The 21,033-nt window shown below is 75.1% G+C and carries 12 protein-coding genes; 4 read left to right on the top strand and 8 right to left on the bottom strand.

Annotated features, from left to right (window positions below):
• Nucleotides 1-58 precede the first annotated feature (58 nt).
• On the bottom strand, nt 59-1,414 hold the full coding sequence (locus IE248_RS02060; RefSeq protein ID WP_229895090.1) for a glycosyltransferase family protein: 1,356 nt from the start codon (nt 1,412-1,414) through the stop codon (nt 59-61).
• Between the two features lie 78 nt (nt 1,415-1,492).
• Between IE248_RS02060 and IE248_RS02065 the strand changes: the two genes are divergently transcribed.
• The 4 genes from IE248_RS02065 (at nt 1,493) to IE248_RS02080 (ending at nt 8,282) form a co-directional block, all read left to right on the top strand.
• The gene (locus tag IE248_RS02065) at nt 1,493-1,975 is read left to right on the top strand and encodes a hypothetical protein (RefSeq protein ID WP_159032082.1); all 483 of its coding nucleotides are present in this window, start codon (nt 1,493-1,495) and stop codon (nt 1,973-1,975) included.
• Between the two features lie 260 nt (nt 1,976-2,235).
• The gene (locus IE248_RS02070; protein ID WP_008743590.1) at nt 2,236-2,976 is read left to right on the top strand and encodes a response regulator transcription factor; all 741 of its coding nucleotides are present in this window, start codon (nt 2,236-2,238) and stop codon (nt 2,974-2,976) included.
• 98 nt (nt 2,977-3,074) lie between these two features.
• Nucleotides 3,075-4,127, top strand: coding sequence for a HAMP domain-containing sensor histidine kinase (locus IE248_RS02075; RefSeq protein WP_073798443.1), 1,053 nt, complete (start codon nt 3,075-3,077; stop codon nt 4,125-4,127).
• 258 nt (nt 4,128-4,385) lie between these two features.
• Nucleotides 4,386-8,282: a multifunctional oxoglutarate decarboxylase/oxoglutarate dehydrogenase thiamine pyrophosphate-binding subunit/dihydrolipoyllysine-residue succinyltransferase subunit gene (locus tag IE248_RS02080; RefSeq protein ID WP_073798240.1), complete on the top strand. Its 3,897-nt coding sequence runs from the start codon at nt 4,386-4,388 to the stop codon at nt 8,280-8,282.
• A gap of 108 nt (nt 8,283-8,390) precedes the next feature.
• Here IE248_RS02080 and fxsT read toward each other — a convergent pair whose 3' ends face one another.
• From fxsT to IE248_RS02115, 7 genes are all read right to left on the bottom strand, one after another.
• Nucleotides 8,391-11,396: an FxSxx-COOH system tetratricopeptide repeat protein gene (fxsT, locus tag IE248_RS02085; RefSeq protein WP_100582668.1), complete on the bottom strand. Its 3,006-nt coding sequence runs from the start codon at nt 11,394-11,396 to the stop codon at nt 8,391-8,393.
• Between the two features lie 66 nt (nt 11,397-11,462).
• Nucleotides 11,463-12,794, bottom strand: coding sequence for an HEXXH motif domain-containing protein (locus tag IE248_RS02090; RefSeq protein ID WP_124289300.1), 1,332 nt, complete (start codon nt 12,792-12,794; stop codon nt 11,463-11,465).
• On the bottom strand, nt 12,791-14,044 hold the full coding sequence (locus tag IE248_RS02095; RefSeq protein ID WP_190029846.1) for an FxsB family cyclophane-forming radical SAM/SPASM peptide maturase: 1,254 nt from the start codon (nt 14,042-14,044) through the stop codon (nt 12,791-12,793). Before IE248_RS02095 ends, IE248_RS02090 begins: the two co-directional genes overlap by 4 nt.
• Before the next feature lie 89 nt (nt 14,045-14,133).
• Nucleotides 14,134-14,334, bottom strand: a complete 201-nt coding sequence (gene fxsA / locus IE248_RS02100) for an FxSxx-COOH cyclophane-containing RiPP peptide (protein ID WP_037798119.1) — start codon at nt 14,332-14,334, stop codon at nt 14,134-14,136.
• 217 nt (nt 14,335-14,551) lie between these two features.
• Nucleotides 14,552-17,782, bottom strand: coding sequence for an SAV_2336 N-terminal domain-related protein (locus IE248_RS02105; RefSeq protein ID WP_190029847.1), 3,231 nt, complete (start codon nt 17,780-17,782; stop codon nt 14,552-14,554).
• Between the two features lie 4 nt (nt 17,783-17,786).
• Nucleotides 17,787-18,866, bottom strand: coding sequence for an AAA family ATPase (locus IE248_RS02110; protein WP_100583704.1), 1,080 nt, complete (start codon nt 18,864-18,866; stop codon nt 17,787-17,789).
• A gap of 19 nt (nt 18,867-18,885) precedes the next feature.
• A complete protein-coding gene (locus IE248_RS02115) occupies nt 18,886-20,937 on the bottom strand; it encodes a VMAP-C domain-containing protein (RefSeq protein ID WP_190029848.1) in 2,052 nt (683 codons plus the stop codon).
• Nucleotides 20,938-21,033: the final 96 nt, after the last annotated feature.

Here is a 21,033-nt window from a genome sequence, read left to right on the forward strand (position 1 = left end):
ATGCGGAAAGTCATCCCGACGAGCCGCAATTCCCTTGATATCGGTGTAATTTGACGCCCTACGTTGCACAGCGTCCCGGTCGTGCGTAGAGCGCCACCCGGGCTCCCCGGACCTCGCTCACCCCGCACAGCTCGAACCCCGCCGCCAGCGCCTCCCGCTTCGCCGCCTCCGCCGGGTACGGGTCCAGCGGCTGCCCCACCGGGTCCAGCAGCGCCAGCACCCGCGGCGCGTGCGCCAGTCGGCCCCGGATGGCCGCCGGGCCCAGCTCGGTGCCCCAGAGGCTGTGCGAGGCGGCCGGGGAGCGGTCGAGGGCCAGGTCGCGCACCGACGCGTACACGTCCGGCGAGGACAGCAGCCACTCGCGCCGCCGTGCCGGCATGAACAGCACCGCGTCACCCGGCCGGGCCCGCTCCCGTACGGCGGCGGCCACCGCGAGCACGTCGTCCTTGCGGCTCTCGGGGGTCCGCAGCCACACCGACCAGAGCGCGAACGGCACCAGGAGCGCGGCCACCGCCGCCCACGCCCACCGGGCCCGCGCCCGCGCCAGCCGCGCCCCGGCGAGCAGGGCGAGCCCCGCGAGCGCGTACAGCACGTACCGGTCGACGTACCAGGGGTTGATCAGCGAGATCACCATCAGCAGGCCGGGCGGCAACAGGACGAGCGGCAGCGCCACCCGTACGAGTTCCCGCCCGGCCCCGCGCGCCAGCAGCAGCGCCGCCGCCGCGACCACCCCGTACGCCGCCCAGTCCTGCCAGCTCGGCCGCCCGAGCCAGCCGAGCTGCCGCTCCGCCTGGCGCACGCTCACCACCGCCAGCGGCAACAGCAGCAGCGCCACCACCCCGGCGCTCCACCGCCAGCCGCGCGAGCGCCCGGCGGTGAACGCGTGGGCGAGCAGCGCCAGTACCGCGAACTCGTGCAGCCAGCAGCCCAGCAGCAGCACGGCCGTGTAGGCGACCCAGCGCTCGCGCAGCATCAGGTACGTCGCCCACGCCACCGCAGCGGCGACCAGGGCGTACGAGCGCCCCTCCTGGGCGTACATCTGCACGGGCGGCAGCACCGCGTAGACGGCCCCGGCGCACAGCGCGGCCCGCTCCCCCGCCAGCCGGTGCCCGACGGCGGCGACCCCGGCGGCGGCCAGCGCGGTGGCGGCGACGGAGGGCAGGCGCAGGGCCCACAGGCCGCCGTCCCAGAGGCCGAAGACGCCGTGCATCAGCAGGTAGTAGAGCCCGTGGACGGCGTCCACCTCGCCGAGGAGGCGCCACAGGCCGCCGAGCGGGCGGTGGGCCACCTGCCAGGTGACGGACTCGTCGCGCCACATGCTGCCGCCCGGGCCGCCGCGTTCCAGACCCCAGAGGCCGAGGAGGAGGGCGAGCAGCGGGGGGAGCCAGCGCCAGGGGGCCATGCGGCTGATCACTGCCTCCGGGTGCTGTCCGTGGGGGTGCGGGGGACTCCATACTCGGGGTTCGACCGGGTTCCGCGGAGAGGTGGGGGCGTGCGAGGGCTGCGAGTGGTGGGTGCCGCGCTGGTGAGCGTGGTGGTCCTGTGTGCGTGCGGTGCGGGCGGCGGCTCGGGGGAGGCCTCCGCGAGCCCGACGGCGAGCGCGACGCCGAGCGCGTCCGCGCCCCCGTCGCCCTCCCCGGCCGAGAGCCTGGTCCGGATGACCCGGACCGGGGGCTTCGCGGGGAGGACAAGCAGCGTGCTGGTCAAGGGCGACGGCTCGTGGACCCGGCTGGACGGGGACGCGAAGCCGACCGGGAGCGGGAAGCTGACCCCGGAGGAGCTGGAGCGGCTGCGCTCCGCGCTGGCGGCGGCGGACTTCGCCCACCTGCCCCGGGTCTCGAAGAGCGGCACGCCGGTCTACGACGGCTTCGAGTACACGATCGTCCACGGCGGCTTCGAGGTGGTCACCGCCGACGGCTCCGTCCCGCCCGCCCTCCAGGACGTCCTCTCCGCCCTGCCCCCCTCCGAGGGATAGGCCTGCCGTCCGGATCGGGCCGGATGTGCCGAACGCCACGGAGAGCCCGGTCCTCCCCCGACGGCCATGAGCTGAAGCTCTAATTCCGCTTAGCTGTGGGGTTCCTGACGATCCCGCATATGCCCGGTGACCGTTCCGTGAAGGGCGGGCACCCCTCGTCCCTCACTCTCCGCAGCCGTTCCTGTCCGGACCCCGCATAGCCGCAGGCCGGTGGCTCCTCTACGCTGCACCCCATCACGCGGGATCTTCAGGGGCGGGACATGGAACAGACACACACCACCCACAATGGCGCCGCGGCCACTCCAGGTGCCCAGCGGCGCGTGCTCGTGGTCGAGGACGACCACACCATCGCCGACGCCATCTCGGCCCGGCTTCGCGCCGAGGGATTCCAGGTGCAGACCGCCTACGACGGCCCGGCCGCCGTGGCGGCCGCCGAGACCTGGCTGCCCGAGCTGCTGGTACTGGACGTCATGCTGCCGGGGTTCGACGGGCTGGAGGTCTGCCGCCGGGTCCAGGCCCAGCGGCCGGTCCCCGTGCTCATGCTCACCGCCCGGGACGACGAGACCGACATGCTCGTCGGGCTCGGGGTCGGCGCGGACGACTACATGACCAAGCCGTTCTCGATGCGCGAGCTCGCGGCGCGCGTCCACGTACTGCTGCGCCGGGTCGAGCGGGCCACCATCGCCGCGACGGCGCCGCGCGGGGCCACCCTGCGCCTGGGCGATCTGGAGATCGACCACGCGCAGCGACGGGTCCGGGTCCACAACGAGGACGTGCACCTGACGCCGACCGAGTTCGACCTGCTGGTCTGCCTGGCCGGGACGCCGCGCGCGGTGCTCTCGCGGGAGCAGCTGCTGGCCGAGGTGTGGGACTGGGCCGACGCGTCCGGGACCCGTACGGTCGACAGCCACATCAAGGCCCTGCGCCGCAAGATCGGCGCGGAGCGGATCCGTACGGTCCACGGCGTCGGGTACGCCCTGGAGACCCCGGCCCAGGCGTGAGCGGCCGACCGCCGGGCGGGCCGCCGCGACAGGCCGCGGGACCGCGGCCGAGCGGCGGGCTCCGGCACGGCGCGGGCCGGCCGCGCCCGGCGAACGGCCTGCGGCCCTTCTCGCCGTTCTCGATCAAGACCAAGCTGGGCACGCTCGTCGTGGTCTCGGTCTTCATCACGACGGGCCTGCTGCTGGTCGCCCTGCGCACCGCGACGGAGCTGCGCTTCATCACGGTCTTCTCGGTGATCGCCTCGATGCTGATCACCCAGTTCGTGGCGCACAGCCTCACCGCGCCGCTGGACGACATGACCACCGTGGCGCGGGCGATATCCCGCGGCGACTACACCCGCCGGGTGCGCGGCGCGGGCCGCCGCGACGAGCTGGGCGACCTGGCCTCCACCATCAACCTGATGGCCGACGACCTGGAGGCGGTGGACCAGCACCGCAAGGAGCTGGTCGCCAACGTCTCCCACGAGCTGCGCACCCCGATCGCGGCGCTGCGGGCGGTGCTGGAGAACGTCGTCGACGGGGTCTCGGCCGCCGATCCCGAGACCATGCGCACGATGCTGAAGCAGACCGAGCGGCTCGGCCGGCTGGTGGGCACCCTGCTGGACCTGTCCCGGGTCGACAACGGGGTGGTGCCGCTGCGGGCGCGCCGCTTCGAGGTGTGGCCGTACCTGTCGGGGGTGCTCAAGGAGTCGGGGCTGGCGGCCGCCGGGCGGCCGGGGCTGTCCACCGGCTCGGGCGGGCACACCCGCAACGACGTCCACCTCCACCTGGACGTGTTCCCGCCCGACCTGACCGCGTACGCGGACGTGGAGCGGCTGCACCAGGTGGTGGCGAACCTGATCGACAACGCGGTCAAGCACAGCCCCACCCATGGCCGGGTCACCGTCCGCGCCCGGCCCGGCGACGCGCCCGGGAGCCTGGCCGTGGAGGTGCGGGACGAGGGCCCCGGGATCCCGGAGGCGGAGCGGCACCGGGTCTTCCAGCGGTTCAACCGGGGCAGCTCCAGCGGCGGCGACGGCGGCACCGGCCTGGGCCTGGCCATCGCCCGCTGGGCCGTGGAACTGCACGGAGGGCACATCGGCGTGGCCGAATCGTCACGGGGCTGCCGAATCCTCGTCACCCTTCCGGGCAGCTCCCAGGCGTCACCTTGACGTAGGGTTCGAGTGGGAAGGACATGATCTCGGCCACATGCGCCGGGGTCCGTCAGGGGTGCGAAGCCAAGGGGGCCGCAACCTGGGTGCCCCCTACCCGAACCACGCTAGTTTCCCGCCATTCCAGGCGGCGAAACCCGCCGTTCGATGTGACCTACGCGACGTAAGTCCCGCCCGGTCTGCATCCAGCGGTTCGGGAGGCGTAGCCTTTATTCCCGCTGTCCATACCTTGTGAAGCGGAAGAGGGCGGTTGCCGCCGTGTCGCCACAGTCCCCCAGTAACCCGAGCACCACGACCGAAGCAGCAGGGGGCGGGAAGAACCCCGCCTCAGGCTTCGGCGCGAACGAGTGGCTCGTCGACGAGATCTATCAGCAGTACCTCCAGGACCCGAACTCGGTCGACCGGGCCTGGTGGGACTTCTTCGCCGACTACAAGCCGGGCGGCGCCGCCACTCCGGTCAAGGCGGATGAGAACGAGAAGTCCTCCACGACGACGGACGGCGCCTCCGCACAGGCCGCCGCCCCCGCCGCCAAGGCCCCGCAGGCCGCCGACGCCGCCGCCACGGGGGCGGCGCGCGCCGCGGCCCCCTCGACGGCCGCGCCGACGCCCGTGTCGCCAGCTCCTGCCCCTGCTCCTGCCACCCCCTCTGGTGCCCCTGCTGTGACTGTCACCTCCCAGGCCCAGGCCGCCGCACCGGCCGCGCCCGCCCCTCAGGCCAAGGCTCCGGCCGCCGCCCCCGCCGCCTCGAAGGCCGCGCCCGCCACCGAGGCCCCCGCGGGCCCCGAACTGGTGACGCTCCGCGGCCCGGCCGCCGCCGTGGCGAAGAACATGAACGCCTCCCTCGACGTCCCGACGGCCACGTCCGTCCGCGCCGTCCCGGTGAAGCTCCTGTTCGACAACCGGATCGTCATCAACAACCACCTCAAGCGCGCCCGGGGCGGGAAGATCTCCTTCACGCACCTGATCGGCTACGCGATGGTGCAGGCGATCAAGGCCATGCCGGCCATGAACCACTCCTTCGCGGAGAAGGACGGCAAGCCGACCCTGGTCAAGCCGGAGCACGTCAACTTCGGCCTCGCGATCGACCTGGTGAAGCCCAACGGCGACCGCCAGCTCGTCGTCGCCGGCATCAAGAAGGCCGAGACCCTCAACTTCTTCGAGTTCTGGCAGGCCTACGAGGACATCGTCCGCCGCGCCCGCGTCGGCAAGCTGACGATGGACGACTTCACCGGTGTGACGGTCTCCCTGACCAACCCCGGCGGCCTGGGCACCGTCCACTCCGTGCCCCGCCTGATGCCCGGACAGTCGGTCATCATGGGCGTCGGCTCCATGGACTACCCCGCCGAGTTCCAGGGCACCTCGCAGGACACCCTGAACAAGCTGGGCATCTCCAAGGTCATGACCCTGACCTCGACCTACGACCACCGGGTCATCCAGGGCGCGGCCTCCGGCGAGTTCCTGCGCATCGTCGCGAACCTGCTGCTCGGCGAGAACGGCTTCTACGACGACGTCTTCGAGGCGCTGCGCATCCCGTACGAGCCGGTCCGCTGGCTCCGGGACATCGACGCCTCGCACGACGACGACGTCACCAAGGCCGCCCGCGTCTTCGAGCTGATCCACTCCTACCGGGTCCGCGGCCACGTCATGGCCGACACCGACCCGCTGGAGTACAAGCAGCGCAAGCACCCCGACCTCGACATCACCGAGCACGGCCTCACCCTGTGGGACCTGGAGCGCGAGTTCGCGGTCGGCGGCTTCTCCGGCAAGTCGATGATGAAGCTCCGCGACATCCTCGGCGTGCTGCGCGACTCGTACTGCCGCACCACCGGCGTCGAGTTCATGCACATCCAGGACCCCAAGCAGCGCCGCTGGATCCAGGACCGCATCGAGCGCCCGCACTCCAAGCCGGAGCGCGAGGAGCAGCTGCGGATCCTGCGCCGCCTGAACGCTGCGGAGGCCTTCGAGACCTTCCTGCAGACGAAGTACGTCGGCCAGAAGCGGTTCTCCCTGGAGGGCGGCGAGTCCGTCATCCCGCTGCTCGACGCGGTCATCGACTCCGCCGCCGAGGCCCGCCTCGACGAGGTCGTCATCGGCATGGCCCACCGCGGCCGCCTGAACGTGCTGGCCAACATCGTCGGCAAGTCGTACGCGCAGATCTTCCGCGAGTTCGAGGGCAACCTCGACCCGAAGTCGATGCACGGCTCCGGCGACGTCAAGTACCACCTGGGCGCCGAGGGCACCTTCACGGGCCTCGACGGGGAGCAGATCAAGGTCTCGCTCGTCGCCAACCCCTCGCACCTGGAGGCCGTTGACCCGGTCCTGGAGGGTGTCGCCCGCGCCAAGCAGGACGTCATCAACAAGGGCGGCACGGACTTCACCGTCCTCCCGCTGGCCCTGCACGGTGACGCGGCCTTCGCCGGCCAGGGTGTCGTCGCCGAGACCCTGAACATGTCGCAGCTGCGCGGCTACCGCACCGGCGGCACCGTGCACGTGGTCATCAACAACCAGGTCGGCTTCACCGCCGCCCCGGAGTCCTCGCGTTCCTCGATGTACGCGACCGACGTGGCCCGCATGATCGAGGCGCCGATCTTCCACGTGAACGGCGACGACCCGGAGGCCGTGGTCCGCATCGCGCGCCTCGCCTTCGAGTTCCGCCAGGCGTTCAACAAGGACGTCGTGATCGACCTCATCTGCTACCGCCGCCGCGGTCACAACGAGTCGGACAACCCGGCGTTCACGCAGCCGCTGATGTACGACCTGATCGACAAGAAGCGCTCGGTGCGCAAGCTGTACACCGAGTCCCTCATCGGTCGCGGCGACATCACCCTGGAAGAGGCCGAGCAGGCGCTCCAGGACTTCCAGGGCCAGCTGGAGAAGGTCTTCGCGGAGGTCCGCGAGGCCGCCACGCAGCCGGCGGTCGCCCCGCCGGCCGCCCCGGGCACCCAGGGCCAGGGCGACTTCCCGGTCGCCGTGAGCACCGCGGTCTCCCAGGACGTCGTCAAGGCGATCGCCGAGTCCCAGGTCAACATCCCCGAGAACGTCACCGTGCACCCGCGTCTGCTGCCGCAGCTGCAGCGCCGCGCGGCGATGATCGACGAGGGCACCATCGACTGGGGCATGGGCGAGACCCTCGCCTTCGGCTCGCTGCTGATGGAGGGCACCCCGGTCCGCCTGTCGGGCCAGGACTCCCGCCGCGGCACCTTCGGCCAGCGCCACGCGGTGCTGATCGACCGCGAGACCGGCGAGGACTACACCCCGCTGCAGTACCTGTCGGACGAGCAGGCCCGCTTCAACGTCTACGACTCGCTGCTCTCCGAGTACGCGGCCATGGGCTTCGAGTACGGCTACTCGCTGGCCCGCCCGGACGCGCTGGTCCTCTGGGAGGCCCAGTTCGGTGACTTCGTCAACGGCGCGCAGACCGTCGTCGACGAGTTCATCTCCTCCGCGGAGCAGAAGTGGGGCCAGACGAGCGGCGTCACGCTGCTGCTGCCGCACGGCTACGAGGGCCAGGGCCCGGACCACTCGTCCGCGCGTCCCGAGCGCTTCCTCCAGATGTGCGCGCAGGACAACATGACGGTGGCCATGCCCACCCTGCCGTCGAACTACTTCCACCTGCTGCGCTGGCAGGTCCACAACCCGCACCACAAGCCGCTGATCGTCTTCACCCCGAAGTCGATGCTGCGTCTGAAGGCGGCGGCGTCGAAGGCGGAGGAGTTCACCAGCGGTGCGTTCCGTCCGGTGATCGGCGACGCGACGGTGGACCCGAACGCGGTCCGCAAGGTCGTCTTCTGCGCGGGCAAGGTCTACTACGACCTGGAGGCCGAGCGGGAGAAGCGCGGCATCACGGACACCGCGATCATCCGCATCGAGCGGCTGTACCCGCTGGCGGGTGCGGAGCTCCAGGCGGAGATCGCCAAGTTCCCGAACGCGGCGAACTACATCTGGGCGCAGGAGGAGCCGGCGAACCAGGGTGCGTGGCCGTTCATCGCGCTGAACCTGATCGACCACCTCGACCTGGCGGTCGGCGCGGAGGTCCCGGCGGCCGAGCGCCTGCGGCGCGTGTCGCGTCCGCACGGTTCCTCTCCGGCGGTGGGCTCCGCGAAGCGCCACCAGGCGGAGCAGCAGCTGCTGATGAACGAGGTCTTCGAGGCGTAACCGCTGCGCTGGCTTGAACAGGAAGGCCCGGCCCCCAAGGGGACCGGGCCTTCCGGCATCCCCGGCCGGCAAATCCAGCCTCGCCGGCGTTTGAGGCGCGGGGTCTGGCTAGGGCTGGGGTTCGAAGTCCCAGTACGGGCGGGTGCGTTGTTTGGCGACGACCGTGTGGAGGTGTTGCGGGCCCAGGGTGCGGGTGAGGGCCTTGATGCCGGCTTCCTCGTGCTTCGCGGCCTCCTCGTCCTCCCGTACCGACCGGAGATCGGCCGCCAGCGCGATCTGCGCGCTCAGCGTCATCGGGTGGTCGGGGCCCAGGACCCGCTCCGCGCCCCGCAGCGTCTCCCGGCTCAGGGTCAGCGCGTCCTCCAGCCGGCCCGTGATGTTGCGGTGCCCGGTCGCGTTCAGGGCGCAGCCCAGCGTCCACGGGTGCAGGTCCCCCAGCGCGCCCCGCATGCCGACCAGCGCCTGCTCCGCGAGCGAGAGCGCCTCCGCCCGCTCGCCCTGCGCCCGCAGCACCAGCCCCAGGTTGCCGACCGTGCCGATGCTGTACGGGTGGGCCAGCCCCAGCTGTGACTGGTAGCCGCGGATCACGTGCTCCGAGATCCGGCGGGCCTCGCCGACGTCCCCGTACTCCCGCAGGTAGGTCGCGTAGTCGGAGGCGACCATCAGCGTCCACGGGTAGTCCACCCCCAGCACCCGGGTGGCCCGCTCCCACACCCCCCGCAGCCGCAGCCCGGCGCCCGGGATGTCCCCGGACCGGCGCAGGCACATGCCGAGGTTGTGCTCGGCCCGCAGGGTCTGCGGGTGGTCGGGGCCCAGCACCTGGGTGTTGAGCTTGAGCCCCTGCTCCTGGCGGGTCTGCGCCTCCCGGTAGCGGCCCATCAGCCGCAGCCCCATCGCGCAGGCGATGCCCGAGGACAGCGTCGAGATGTGCTGCGCGCGCAGCACCCGCTCGCGCCGCCGCAGGGTGTCCAGGTCCAGTTCGTACGCGTCCATGTAGCGCCCCAGCAGCCGGTACGTCGCCGCCAGGTTGTTCTGGGCGTTCAGGGTCGTGGAGTCGTCCTCCCCGAGCAGTTCCCGGTACGTCGCCAGCCCGTGCTCGAACAGCTCCCGCGCCGGTTCGAACTTGGCGATGCACAGCAGGACGCCCCCGTACGCGGCGGTGGCCCGCAGCGTCTCCAGGTCGCGCTCGCCGCGCTCCTCCTTCAGCCGGTCGGCGACCGCGCGGGTCAGCGTCTCGGCACGGCGGAACAGCCCGAGGTTGCGCAGCGCTCCCCCGTACTGGTAGCCGAGTTCGCGGACGTTGGGGTGGTCCTCGCCCAGCATGAACCGCCAGACGTGGTCGGTCTCCTCGCACAGCCGCATGCAGGTGCGGTACTCCCCGGCGAGGGCCAGGTAGCGCAGGCACTGCAACAGGAAGGCCTGGATGCGGGGGTTGGTGCTGGTCAGTACCCCGGCGGTCTCCAGGTGCGGGATCAGCTCGGCGTACTGCGGCCACAGCCGGGCGTCGGAGGGCCGGCCGGGGTCGGCGGCCGCGAGGACCTGGCGGACGGCGCGGGACAGCTGCGCGGACTCCTCCTCGCCGAGGTTCTCGCGGACGATGTTGTGGACCATGCTGTGCAGTTGGACGGTCTCCAGCCCGCCGCCGCCCTCCTCGACCGAGAGGTCGGAGTACTCCAGGCGGACCACGGAGAACTGCACGAGCTTGTTGAGGGCCGCGTTCCACCGGATCTGGTCGTTGATCAGCCCGGCCAGGTGCTCGGGCACGTCGTCGGCGGGGAACTCGCGCAGCAGCCGCAGCGGCACCCGCCCGGGCGCGAAGAACACGAACAGCCGCAGCAGCGCGAGGGCGTCGGGGAAGTTCTCCCGCACGTTGTTGAGGAGTATCGCCAGCGCGGTGGGGAAGGGCAGCGGGTAGTCGTCGGAGAGGGTGACGGCCTCGTGGGAGTCCAGCCGGCGCCGCAGCAGCGCGAGGTAGTCGCCGACGCTCAGCGGGGAGTCGGCGAGCCAGCCGGCGGTCTGGTCGAGGGCCAGCGGGTAGTCCTCCAGGGCCTCGGCGAGCTGGTCGGCCTCCGGGCCGGTCAGGCGCTGGGCGCGGCGGCGGATGAAGGTGACCGACTCGGGCCGCGCGTAGAGCGGGACTTCGACGAGGCTGGTGTGCCGGGAGGCCCACTCCCGGTTCCGGGAGGTGATGATCACGTCGCCGGTGCCGGAGGGCAGCAGGTCGGCGAGGTCGTCCGGGTTGTCGCAGCCGTCGAAGACCAGCAGCCAGCGCCCGTACGGGGTACCGCGCCGCAGCGCCTCCAGGACGGCCCGGATCAGCTCGCCGTAGCTGCCCGCCCCGCGCGGCAGGCCGAGCGCCGGCGCGAGGTCGGCGAGCCGCTCGCGCAGCGTGGGCCGGTCCTCGGCGGGGACCCACCACACCACCTCGTACTCGGAGGCGAACCGGTAGGCGTACTCGGTGGCGACCTGTGTCTTGCCGACGCCCGACAGCCCGAGCAGGGTCACCGTGGAGGCACCGGGCGGGGCGTCGGTGAGCGCGGCGCGCAGCCTGCCGATGACGTCGTTGCGGCCGGTGAAGCGCGGGTTGCGGCGCGGCACCCGGCCCCAGATCTCGGGCGGGTCGTTGGGGAAGCGGGGCCCCCGGCGGCCGGTCTCGGCGCCGACCCGGTCGGTGGGCAGCTCCAGCCGGCGCAGGACGCGGTACTCGGCCTCGTACGCGTCCAGGCCCCACAGGTCGGTCTTCTCCAGGGCGGCGACGGCGCTGGGCAGCGGCGCGTCGGTGAGGCAGACGGCGGCGAAGGCGCCGGGGTGGCGGTCGGTGACCTCGCGCAGGGCGGCGTTCCACTCCTCCTCCGTGTGGGTGCCGGCGGAGAAGTAGCGCTCGCTGAGGACGAGGAGGACCCGGCCGCCGCCCCGGGCGAGGTCGTCGAGGGCCTGGCTGACGCCCGGGGTGCTCTGCGGGTCCCAGCGCTGAAGGGTGGCGCGGTGGCCGTGTTCCTCCAGGCGGTGGGCGATCCACACGGCCCAGGGGCGGTTGAAGCCCGCGAAGCTGATGACGAACCGCTGCGGCCGCGCGGCCGAGTCGCGGTCCTGACGACTACCGGTACCGGTCATAGGGCCGTCTCCCTGGGCTCCGGGCGGTGGTGGACGGGGTTGAAAGGTATCGCAGCGGACGGGTCGTCAGGCCCGTATGAAGGCGGAGAGTTCGGGGTGCGCCGCGCACCAGGCGCGCCGTTCCCTGTCCAGGGCCCGGCGGGCGGTGGCGTACTGGTCGCCGGGCGGGCGCAGTTCGTCCATGGCCTTCTCGGCGGCGGCCATGGCGTCGGTGAACTCGCGCCCGGCGGGGGTGAGTTCCGGGCAGGCACGGATGACGGGGAGGGCGGCGGCGACCTGGGCCCGGATCCGGGCGTGCTGGGCCCACGCGCCGCGGGCCCCGTAGAGGGCGGCGCGCTGCCAGTACCCGGCCAGGGCCAGATGGGCGTACGCGCCGTGCAGCAGCCCCTCCAGGGGGCGCGGGTCGCTGCGCCAGGGGGCCCAGAAGCGGGGGGTGCGGTCGGCGGTGTGCAGGGTGAGGATGTCGGCGAGCGCGGCCAGTTTCCCGTGCTGGACCTCGTGCACGAGGGTCGCGGCGAGCGCGGGCGGGGCCTGCGCCCGGGCCAGCAGGGAGCCGGCGGCGGCGGGCAGGGTGGCGCCGTTGGAGCGGGAGCCGCCGGCGAGGGGGACCACGGAGCGCAGCAGCCGGCCGATCTCCTCCGCGCGGGCGGTGTCGTACCGCTCCAGCAGGGTGAGGGCGCCGGACCACTGGGTGTCCCAGCGCTTGTGGCCCTTCGGGGTGAGCCTGCGGGCGGGCCGGACGGGCGCGGGGTGCCCGGCGGCGGGGGCCCGGTAGGGGTCGAGGTCGTCGAGGGCGGTCCGCCCGCCGGGCAGGACGTGCAGGGGCAGCGCGTCGGAGGCGGCGGCTCCGGCGGCGGTGTCCGCGTCGGCGTCCCAGGAGCGCTCGTCGAGGGCGAGCGGGCCGGGGCGCGCCGGGCGCAGCAGCCCGAGGGTGGGCAGCACGAGCCGGCCGTGCACGGGCCGCAGGGTGGCCTTGAAGCCGATCCCGGCGCGCAGCGCGGCGGCGACGGCGAGCGCCCCGAGGTGGCCGAGGTCGGGCGCGGGCCCGTACGGGGCGTGCAGCCGGCGCAGGGTCTCCTCGGCCCACGCCCCGGTCGCCGGGTAGTGCAGTACGTCGCGCACCGCCGCGGGGTCGTGCCGTTCGGCCTCCTCCAGCAGGGCCCAGTGCTCGCCGCTCTCGCCGCCGGGCCCGCCGGGGGCGGCGTCGAGGACGGCGCGCAGCAGGACGAGCCGTTTGGAGCGGCGGACGTCGCTCACCAGGCGGCTGCCCTCGGCGGAGGGCTCGGTGGAGGCCAGGGCGTGCAGGGTGTGGTGGGTGACGCTGAACGCGGAGAGGGCGCCCGGCGGCGCGGAGGCGGCTCGGGCGGGGGCGTCGTGGTGGTGGGTGCGGTGGGTCATGAGGCGGCCTGCCGGGGCTGTTGGGCGGCTTCGTGCAGTGCCTGGCCGATGTGCCTGATCAGGACCTTGAGGTCGGCGCAGTACACGGACGGCTGGCGGAATCCCTCGCCGGCGCGGTAGCGGTGCGGGTAGTGCCCGCCGCCGCAGACCTCGACGAGCTCGCAGGAGCGGCAGCCGTCGGCCAGCGCCTCCCGGCCGAGCTGGCGGGCGGCGAGTCCGGGATGGTCGAGGAGGTCGTCGAAGGTGTGCCGGTCGAGGGTGAGGCCGGTGGCGGCGGCGCCCTCGTAGGCGGATTTCAGCGAGTCGGCCTGTTCGATGCTGCCGTCGGTCTCGATGACGGCGGTGCTGGCGGGGGCGAGGCCGAGGGTCTCGGTGGCGGCGGGCAGGCCGAGCAGCAGGGCGATGACCTCCTCGAAGACGCGGACCCGGGTGCGGCGCACGCGGTCGTGCCACCAGCGTTCGAAGACGGCGAGGAGCCAGTCGGCGTACGGGGTGCCGCCGCCCCCCGGACCGCCCGGCGGCGGGTCGCTCCAGTTGGCGAGCGGCAGCAGCAGGCCGAGCGAGGGCGGGTGGAACGCCAGCAGGCTCTCGTACGTCTCCACCGGGTCCTGCGCGAGGTCGATGACGCAGAGCACCCCGGCGTAGCTCTCGGGATGCCGGGCGAGCAGCCGCAGTCCGCGCGCGGCGGCGCCGAACCCGGGCTGCCCGGCGTGGTCCACGCGGCGGGCGTTGTGGAGGGGGAGCCCGCCGTCGAGGCTGACGCCGACCCGGATCCCGGCGGCGGCGAGGGCGGCGATCCGGCCCCGGGTGAGGAGCGTGCCGTTGGTCTGGACGGCGGCGGTCACCCTGGTCTGCGGGGACAGCTCGCGCAGCGCCTCCCGCACGGCCTCGACGGGCGCGGCGAGCCCGGCGGGGGCGGTGAGCAGGGGCTCGCCGCCGTGCAGGACCAGGTCGACGCGGGCCAGCCGGTGCGCGGCGGCGTGCTCGGCGATCCGGCGGGCGGCGCGGGCGATGGTGGCGGGGGTCATGGCGGGGGGCTGGTCGCGCCAGCCCTGGTCGGCCATGGCGTAGACGTAGCAGTAGGTACAGGCGAGGTTGCAGCGGCTGCGGGTCTTGAGCACGAACTGCCGGATGGGGTGCGGCCGCTGCCCGGCCGCGCGCAGGGCGGGCACGTCGAGCTGGACGTACGGCCACGGCGCGTGGAACCGGTGGGCGGGCAGCACGGCGTCGCTCGTGCCCGTCTGCCTCATCGCCGCACCTCCCTCCGGACTTGTCCATCCCTGCCCTGCCCGGGGGCGCGGCTAACGGCGGAAAGCGGTCAACTCCGGCCCTTCTCGGGTCAGTCGACTCCGGAGTCGAAGGCGTTGAGGATCTCGGCGGGATGCGTGACCCGTTGCACCATGCCGGCGATGACCTGCGCGAGCACGGGGTGCTCGATCCCCCGCAACGCGGCCAGATCCAGCCCCGAGAGGTCCGGCAGGCCCCCGGCGCAGCCCGCCCCGCCGATGACCTCGCCGGTCCCGTACGGCCGAGTCCCCATGCGTGTACCTCCGTTGGTCGTCGTGTCGTCACTGCGGCGCCGTTGCGGGGGCCTGCCCCCGAGCCCCCGCGCCTCAAACGCCGGCGGGGCTGAAATTGCCCTCCGGGCAATCCAGCCCGCCGAGCAGACCCAGCCCCGCCGGGCAGACCCAGCCCCGCCGGCGTTTGAGGCGCGGGGGTCCGGGGGCCGGCCCCCGGCGACGGCGCCGCGCGGGGCATCAGAGGTCGGTTTCCAGGGCCCGGAGGCGGGCGGTCAGGGCCTCGGGGGGCGGGACCCCGGCCCGGTTCCACAGGTCCAGCGCGGAGCGATAGGCGGCGACGGCCGCCCGGGGCCGCGCCAGCGCCTCCAGCACCTCCCCCCGCAGCCCCTGCACCACCGCCCCCAGCCGCACCGCCGCCCCCGCATCGCCGCAGGCGACCCCGCACCCCTCCTCGTCCGCCTCCATCGCCGCCCGCCACGCCCGCCGGTAGGAGTCCGCCGCCCGGTCCAGCCGCTCCGCGGCCCCGGTGTGGCGGTGGATCTCCCGCTGGACGTCGCCGTGTTCCCGCCACCCCCGCGCCCGCTCCAGCGGCCCCCGGCCCTGCCGGACCGCGAGGTCCAGCAGGTGTTCCGCCTCCCGGAGGTCCACCAGGTCCCCCTCGTACGCGTGGCGCAGCCGCAGCCCCTCCGCCAGCCGCAGCAGCCTCCGCGCCGAGCGGGGGTCCGATCTCGGGACCGCCGCCCGGCTTTCGCGCAGCACCCGTACCGCCGTGGACGCGAACGGCCGCCCGTCGGTCGCCCGGGCCCGCTCCAGGAGCACGTCCCCCCACTCGGGCAGGAGTTCCCCGTACGCGTCCCCGTCCCGGGGGATCAGCCGGCGGGCCCGTCCGTACGCCTCGGCCGCCTCCTCCAGCGCCGCCGGGTCCGCGTCCCGCGCGTACCGCGCCCGGTGCACGCGCGCCAGGCACACCAGCGCGGCCACCCGCAGCTCCGGGTCCCCGGTGGGTTCCGTCAGGGCCCGCGCCAGCTCGGCGGCCGCCTCCTCCAGCCGCCCGGGCAGGTACGACAGGGCCGTCGCCAGCTCCACCCGGATCCGCCGCCGCGCCTCGCTCCCGGGCTCCTCCGGCTCCTCCGGCGCCGTCGCCAGCGCCGCCTCCAGCCGCCGCGCCGCCAGAGCGGCGAGTTCCTCGCGCTCCGCCGGGTCCGGCGCGTGCGCCGCCAGGGCCAGCAGCACCCGCCCGAGCGCGAGCCGTACGCCCGCGTCCTGGCCGGCCAGGGCTTCCAGGGTGTCCCGCGCCTCCCGCAGGGCCCCGGTGTCGTCCCGGAGCCCGCTCAGCAGGATCAGGGACTCCGCCCGGCGCACCGCGCCCTCCAGCCGGAGCTCCCGGCCGGCCGCCGGGTCGGAGCCGACGGCCGCGAACTCCCGTTCCGCCGCGGCCAGCAGCGCGGCGTCCGGCTCGCCGGCGGCGGCCAGGGCCCGCTCGTGCAGCACCCGGCCCAGCGCCAGCCGCCCGGGCGGCCCGGGCGCGGCCCGCGCGGCGCGTTCCGCCTCGGCCAGCAGGTCCGTCTCCCGCCGCACCGCCCACAGCCGCAGCAGCGCCCCGGCCAGCTCGCACTCCGCCTCGCCCGGCGGGTCCTCGGGCCCGGCCGGTACGGTCACGGCCCGCCGCAGCACCGTGACCGCCTCGTACAGGGCGCGCTCGTCGCCGTCGGCGAGCCGGGCCCGCGCCGTCCGCACGGCCCAGTCCCGCGCGGGCGCCGCCGGCGGGGGTGCGCCCTCCCGGTCGGGCGGGGGCGGCTCCGGCAGGTAGCGCCGTACGACCTGGGCGGAGACCTCCGCGAACGCCTGCGGCACCGGCCCGTCCGGCACCGGCTCCGGAGTCTCCCCCTCGACGGGCGCCTCGCCGGACGCCTCGCCGGGTACGCCGGTCCGTACGTCGGCCTCCGCCACCGGGGTCCCGGTCAGCCGGGTGACCGCGAGCGCCGGGAAGTTCCGTACGCCCCGCCCGAAGTGGGCCAGCACGTACTCGGAGGAGTGCTTCAGCACCAGCGCCGCCTCGTCCCGCCCCAGCGGCCCCAGAAGCACCTCGCGCACCCCGGGTACGAACTCGTACCAGCCCGGGTCCCCGGTGCGCCGCAGCAGCCCGCTCAGCAGCACCTCCGCCAGGTCGGAGGGCTCCGAGTCCGGCAACATGGTGCGCTGCACCAGCCGCATCACCGGCAGCGTGAGCGGCGCCGCCGACAGGTACACCGCCAGCTGTACGGCCCGGGGCGCGGCCGAGGAGCGGAAGCGCCGCACCAGCTCGCGCGGCGGGCGCGCGGCCGGGGGCGGCGGCAGCGGCGCCGCCGGATGGTCGGCGAACACCCGCCCCACCTCGGCCGGGACCGGCCCGGTGCCCAGCCCCGCGACGAGCCGGGCCCACCTCCCGAGCGCGATCGCGCTGGGCGGCAGCACCGGCACCACCAGCCCGTCCCCGCCCGCACGCCCGCCCGCGGATTCCGCGGGCCGGCCGGCCGGGCGGCCGGGACGGCGGGAGCGGTCCGGGGTGAAGGCCAGCTTTCCGCCGCCGCCCTCGACGCGGCACAGGCCGCCCCGCTCGGTCGGCAGCCAGCTGCGGCCCCACAGCCGCTGCGGCAGCGGCTGGACGACCACGCACGGCGCGCACTCGGCCCAGCGGTACAGCAGCCGCTGGGCCTCGCCCTCCCGCCACACGGGGCCGGCGCAGTCGGACACCACCATGGTCAGCGCCCGCCCGGTCGGGTCCCGCAGCTGGTCCCCGGAGCGCTCCCCGGATCCCGCGGCCGGCCCGCGCGCGAGGACGGCCCTGCCGTCCGCGAGCCGGTGCAGATAGGAGACCCGGACGTCCCGGAAGGCCCCGAGCCGCTCGCAGACGGCCCGCAGTTCCTCGAACATGTCCTGCCACACCGCCATGGAGGGCGAGGCGTCCATCACCAGCCGTACGGTCGCCTCGCGCCGCGTCTGCGGCCGGAACACCGGGATGACCAGCCCGAGGGCGCGGGCACTGGCCTCGGCGGTGGCCTGTTCGTCGAGCACCGTACGGGTCGGCGGGACGCCGGGCCGGTGCCGCTGGAGGGCGCGCAGGGCCCGCTGGACCTCCAGGACGCGCGGCAGCGCGGCCGCCCCCGGCACCCGTACGGGCACCCCGCCCCCGAGCGGGGTCCCCGCCTCCGCCTCGGGTCCGGCGGCCCGGCGGGCCCGGGGCGCGTAGAGGCTGACCGGATCCTCGGGGGCCGCTTCCTCCCGTACGGGTGCCTGCTCGCGCGGCGGCTCCGGCCCCTGCGGCGGCCCCTCGGGGGGCGGGCTCCCCTCCGGGGTCCCCGGCGTCCCCGGCGGCTCCCCGGCGGCCGCGGCCCGGGCGGTGCGCCCGGCCAGCCAGAGCGCGTCGGCGAGTTCGGCGGCGGAGGGATCGAGCCCGGCCGCGCGGAGCAGGGCGATCAGCTCCCGCATGGCGTCACCTCGGCCGGTCGAGGCGCTGGATGAGCAGGTCCGCGAGGTCCTCCCGGGTGGGCGGGGCGGCGTAGTGGGTCAGGTAGATGGCGTTGAGCAGCTGGTCGGCGGCGACGAGCTCGGTCCGGGAGCGGCTGAGGAACTCCCGGATCAGGTCGGCGCCGAGCCGGGCGGCCTCCTCGCCGAGATGGGCCCGCACCATGGTGGCGAGCCGTTTCTCCCCGGGCTGGCCGAGCTTCAGCTGGATGCACCGGCGCAGCAGCGCGGCCGGGAAGTCCCGCTCGCCGTTGCTGGTCAGGACGATGAACGGGAAGGCCCGGCAGCGCACCCGGCCGTCCCGGACGGTCACCTTCGCCCCGTCGTCGGTGAGCACCCGCACCTCGGGCTCGGTGTCGGCGACCCGCTCCAGCTCGGGCAGCGTGAACTCGCCCTCCTCCAGCACGTTCAGGAGGTCGTTGGGCAGGTCGATGTCGCTCTTGTCCAGCTCGTCGATGAGCAGGACCCGGGGCCGGGCGGTGGGCAGCAGGGCCGTCCCCAGCGGCCCGAGCCGGATGTACCTGCCGATCCCGGACGATCCTCCGGACGCCCCGCCGGACGCGCCGCCCGCCCGCCCGCCGGCGGCGATCTGGACGTCCTGGAGCCGGGCGATGGCGTCGTAGCGGTACAGGCCCTCCTGGAGGACGGTGCGCGAGACCACGGGCCAGCGCAGCACCCGGCCGAGCTTCAGCTCGTGGGCCACGGCGTGCGCCAGGGTGGACTTCCCCGTTCCGGGGTAGCCGGTGACGAGCAGCGGGCGGCGCAGGTAGAGGGCGGCGTTGACCGCCTCCAGTTCCTCCGGTTCGGGCCGGTGCGCCTCGGCGGCCTGCCGGTGCGCGCCGAGGCGCCGGGCCACGTTCCCGTCCGGCGCGTCCGGTCCCTGGCCGCCCCCCGCGCCCGCGGCCCCGCCGCCTTCGCCCGCGGCGGCGTCGGCGGGCTCCGCCGCCGGGCCCCCGTCGAAGTCCCGCCAGGGCGGCGGACCGGGCAGCGCGCCGATCCCGTCGTGGGGCTCGCCGACCCCCCGGTAGATGAGCCACTCGTCATTCATGGACGCTCCTTCGCGCACGTCACAGGTCACCCCGCAACGGCTCGTCCTCCGGCAGCGGCCGGCCCGGGTCGTCCCAGACCAGCCCCACCCCCACCGCCCAGTACGCGTCCGGGTCCGCCCCGTGCGCCCGTGCCCGCAGGGCCCGTAGCCGCAGGGGCAGCACCTCGCCGCGCCCCGCCTCGGCCAGTTCCTCCCGCAGCCCCCGGTGGAACGGGGCGCACGACACCCCCGGGTCCCCCGGGGGCCGCCGGCACACCGCCACCCCGTACCCCGCCTCCCGCACCCCGTGCAGCGCCCCGAGCGTGGGCTCCCGCTCCGCCGCCCGGCACAGCACCGGGACGGTGTGCTCCGCCAGCCCGGCCAGCCACGGGGGCGAGGGGCTGCGGGGCCGCCCCCGCGAGCAGTCCGCCCGCTGACCGGCCGGCGGGCCCGCCTGGACCCGCGCCCAGCGGCCGCCCGCGGTCTGCGAGACCCCGGCGTAGCGGAACACCACCGGCCGCTGCGTGCCCACCGGTACCCCGCCGGCCACCACCCACTCGTCCACCGCGAGCCCGAACAGCTCCGGCTCGACCGCCACTTCGAGCAGCGCGGCCGCCTCGTGCGTGTCGCAGCGCCGGAAGCCCTCGGCCAGCGGCGCCCGCAGCGCCTCCGGCAGCCGCGCCAGGGTGGCCCGTACGCCCGAGTCCACCGGGGTGGCCTGCGCGGGCCGGGTCGGGCCCGCCAGGACGGACACCCGCCAGTCGTAGACGTCCTCCCAGCCGTGCGCCCACGCCTCCAGCAGGACCGAGGGCCCCGGCGGCAGCCCCTCGGCCGCGCGGGCCCGTCCGTGCGGCGCCCGGCCGGCCGACGCCCGCCGCCGCCGGGCCCGTTCGGCGAGGCCGCGGTCGTGCCGCTCGGCCAGCTCCCGGCGCAGCGGCCGCCACAGCCGCGCCGCGGTGACCCGTACCCAGTCCCAGAGTTCCTCGTCGGCTCCGGGGGACGGCGGCTCCCGGTGGTCGGCGACGCTCACGTCGGTGGCGTAGCGGAGCATCGCGGCGGCCTCGCCGGAGCCGCCGGGCGGATCGTGCAGCAGCCCCAGGCCGTCGCGCCAGCTCAGCGGGGCGGGCAGGGCGGGGTCGGGTTCCTCGCCGCGGGCGGCCTCGGCGAGTGCGCGGACGGCCTCGGAGGAGCCGGGCGGGGGCAGCTCGGCGAGCAGCCCGCACAGGGTGGTGAGTTCGCCGGGGGTGAGCCGGCGGCCGCCGTACGGGTCGGGGTCGGCGGCGGCGAGTTCCTCGTGGACGTCGGTCCAGGTGCGCCGGCTGTCGAGGTCGCTGAGGTGCTGGTCGTGGTGGTAGAGGTCGTGGGCCTGCATGACCCGGCGGTAGAGCCCGGTCTGCCCGGTCGCGGCCATGGGCAGGGTGCGCAACTGGGCCACGGACACGGCGAGTCCGCCGCCGCCCGTGTGCCGGCGGGCCTTGACCACGCCGACGACCTCGCCGCGGGCCAGGTCCACCACGGGCCCGCCGGACATGCCGGGCTCGATCTCGTCGTCGTCGCCGAGCCGGATGGCGGCCCCGTTCGCGGCGGTGCCGCGCAGCCGGGTGGTGCGGCCGGTGATCTCGGCGATCCCGAGGTCCTCGGTGCAGCCGAAGTAGGCGGCCTCCGCCAGCCGGGGCCCGGCCCGGTCGGTCAGCCAGACGCAGGCGTGCGTGACGGGCGCGAGGACCCGTACGAGCGCGAGGTCGGGCAGGTCCCACAGGGCGAGCCGGCCGGGCCGCTGCCGCTCCAGCCGTTCGGGCAGGACGCATTCCACGCGCCCGGCGACGGTCCCGGTGGCGCCGCCCGCGCCGGCGGAGAAGGTGATGCCGATCTCCCGTCCCACCAGACGCACCGCAGCACCCCCTTCGCCGACCACGTGCGCGCACGTCAGCACCCAGCCGGGGGCGATGAAGAAGCCGCTCCCCCACGTGGGTCCGGTGCCATGGGATCCATACCCGTCCGGCGGGGCGTGGACGCGTACGGTCGCGGCCCGGACGAGGGGTTCCAGGAGCTCGAAGGCGCGTGCGGAGCCGCCCGTGCGCCCGTCCGGCATCCGCTGGCCCCCGACTCCCACGTGCCCCGCCTAGGCATTCCAGGCTAGCGCCGGGAATGGGGAGGGCGGGAGATCTCTCCCAGTAAGCGGATTATC

This window comes from Streptomyces goshikiensis (genome assembly GCF_014650555.1).
Classification (GTDB): Bacteria; Actinomycetota; Actinomycetes; order Streptomycetales; family Streptomycetaceae; genus Streptomyces; species Streptomyces goshikiensis.

Bases quoted from the DNA above. Each gene is read 5' to 3' on its own strand.
- fxsT (WP_100582668.1), bottom strand. From the start codon at position 11,396: ATGACCGGTACCGGTAGTCGTCAGGACCGCGACTCGGCCGCGCGGCCG.
- IE248_RS02105 (WP_190029847.1), bottom strand. From the start codon at position 17,782: ATGCGGGAGCTGATCGCCCTGCTCCGCGCGGCCGGGCTCGATCCCTCC.
- IE248_RS02110 (WP_100583704.1), bottom strand. From the start codon at position 18,866: ATGAATGACGAGTGGCTCATCTACCGGGGGGTCGGCGAGCCCCACGAC.
- IE248_RS02095 (WP_190029846.1), bottom strand. From the start codon at position 14,044: ATGAGGCAGACGGGCACGAGCGACGCCGTGCTGCCCGCCCACCGGTTC.
- fxsA (WP_037798119.1), bottom strand. From the start codon at position 14,334: ATGGGGACTCGGCCGTACGGGACCGGCGAGGTCATCGGCGGGGCGGGC.
- IE248_RS02115 (WP_190029848.1), bottom strand. From the start codon at position 20,937: ATGCCGGACGGGCGCACGGGCGGCTCCGCACGCGCCTTCGAGCTCCTG.
- IE248_RS02090 (WP_124289300.1), bottom strand. From the start codon at position 12,794: ATGACCCACCGCACCCACCACCACGACGCCCCCGCCCGAGCCGCCTCC.
- IE248_RS02070 (WP_008743590.1), top strand. From the start codon at position 2,236: ATGGAACAGACACACACCACCCACAATGGCGCCGCGGCCACTCCAGGT.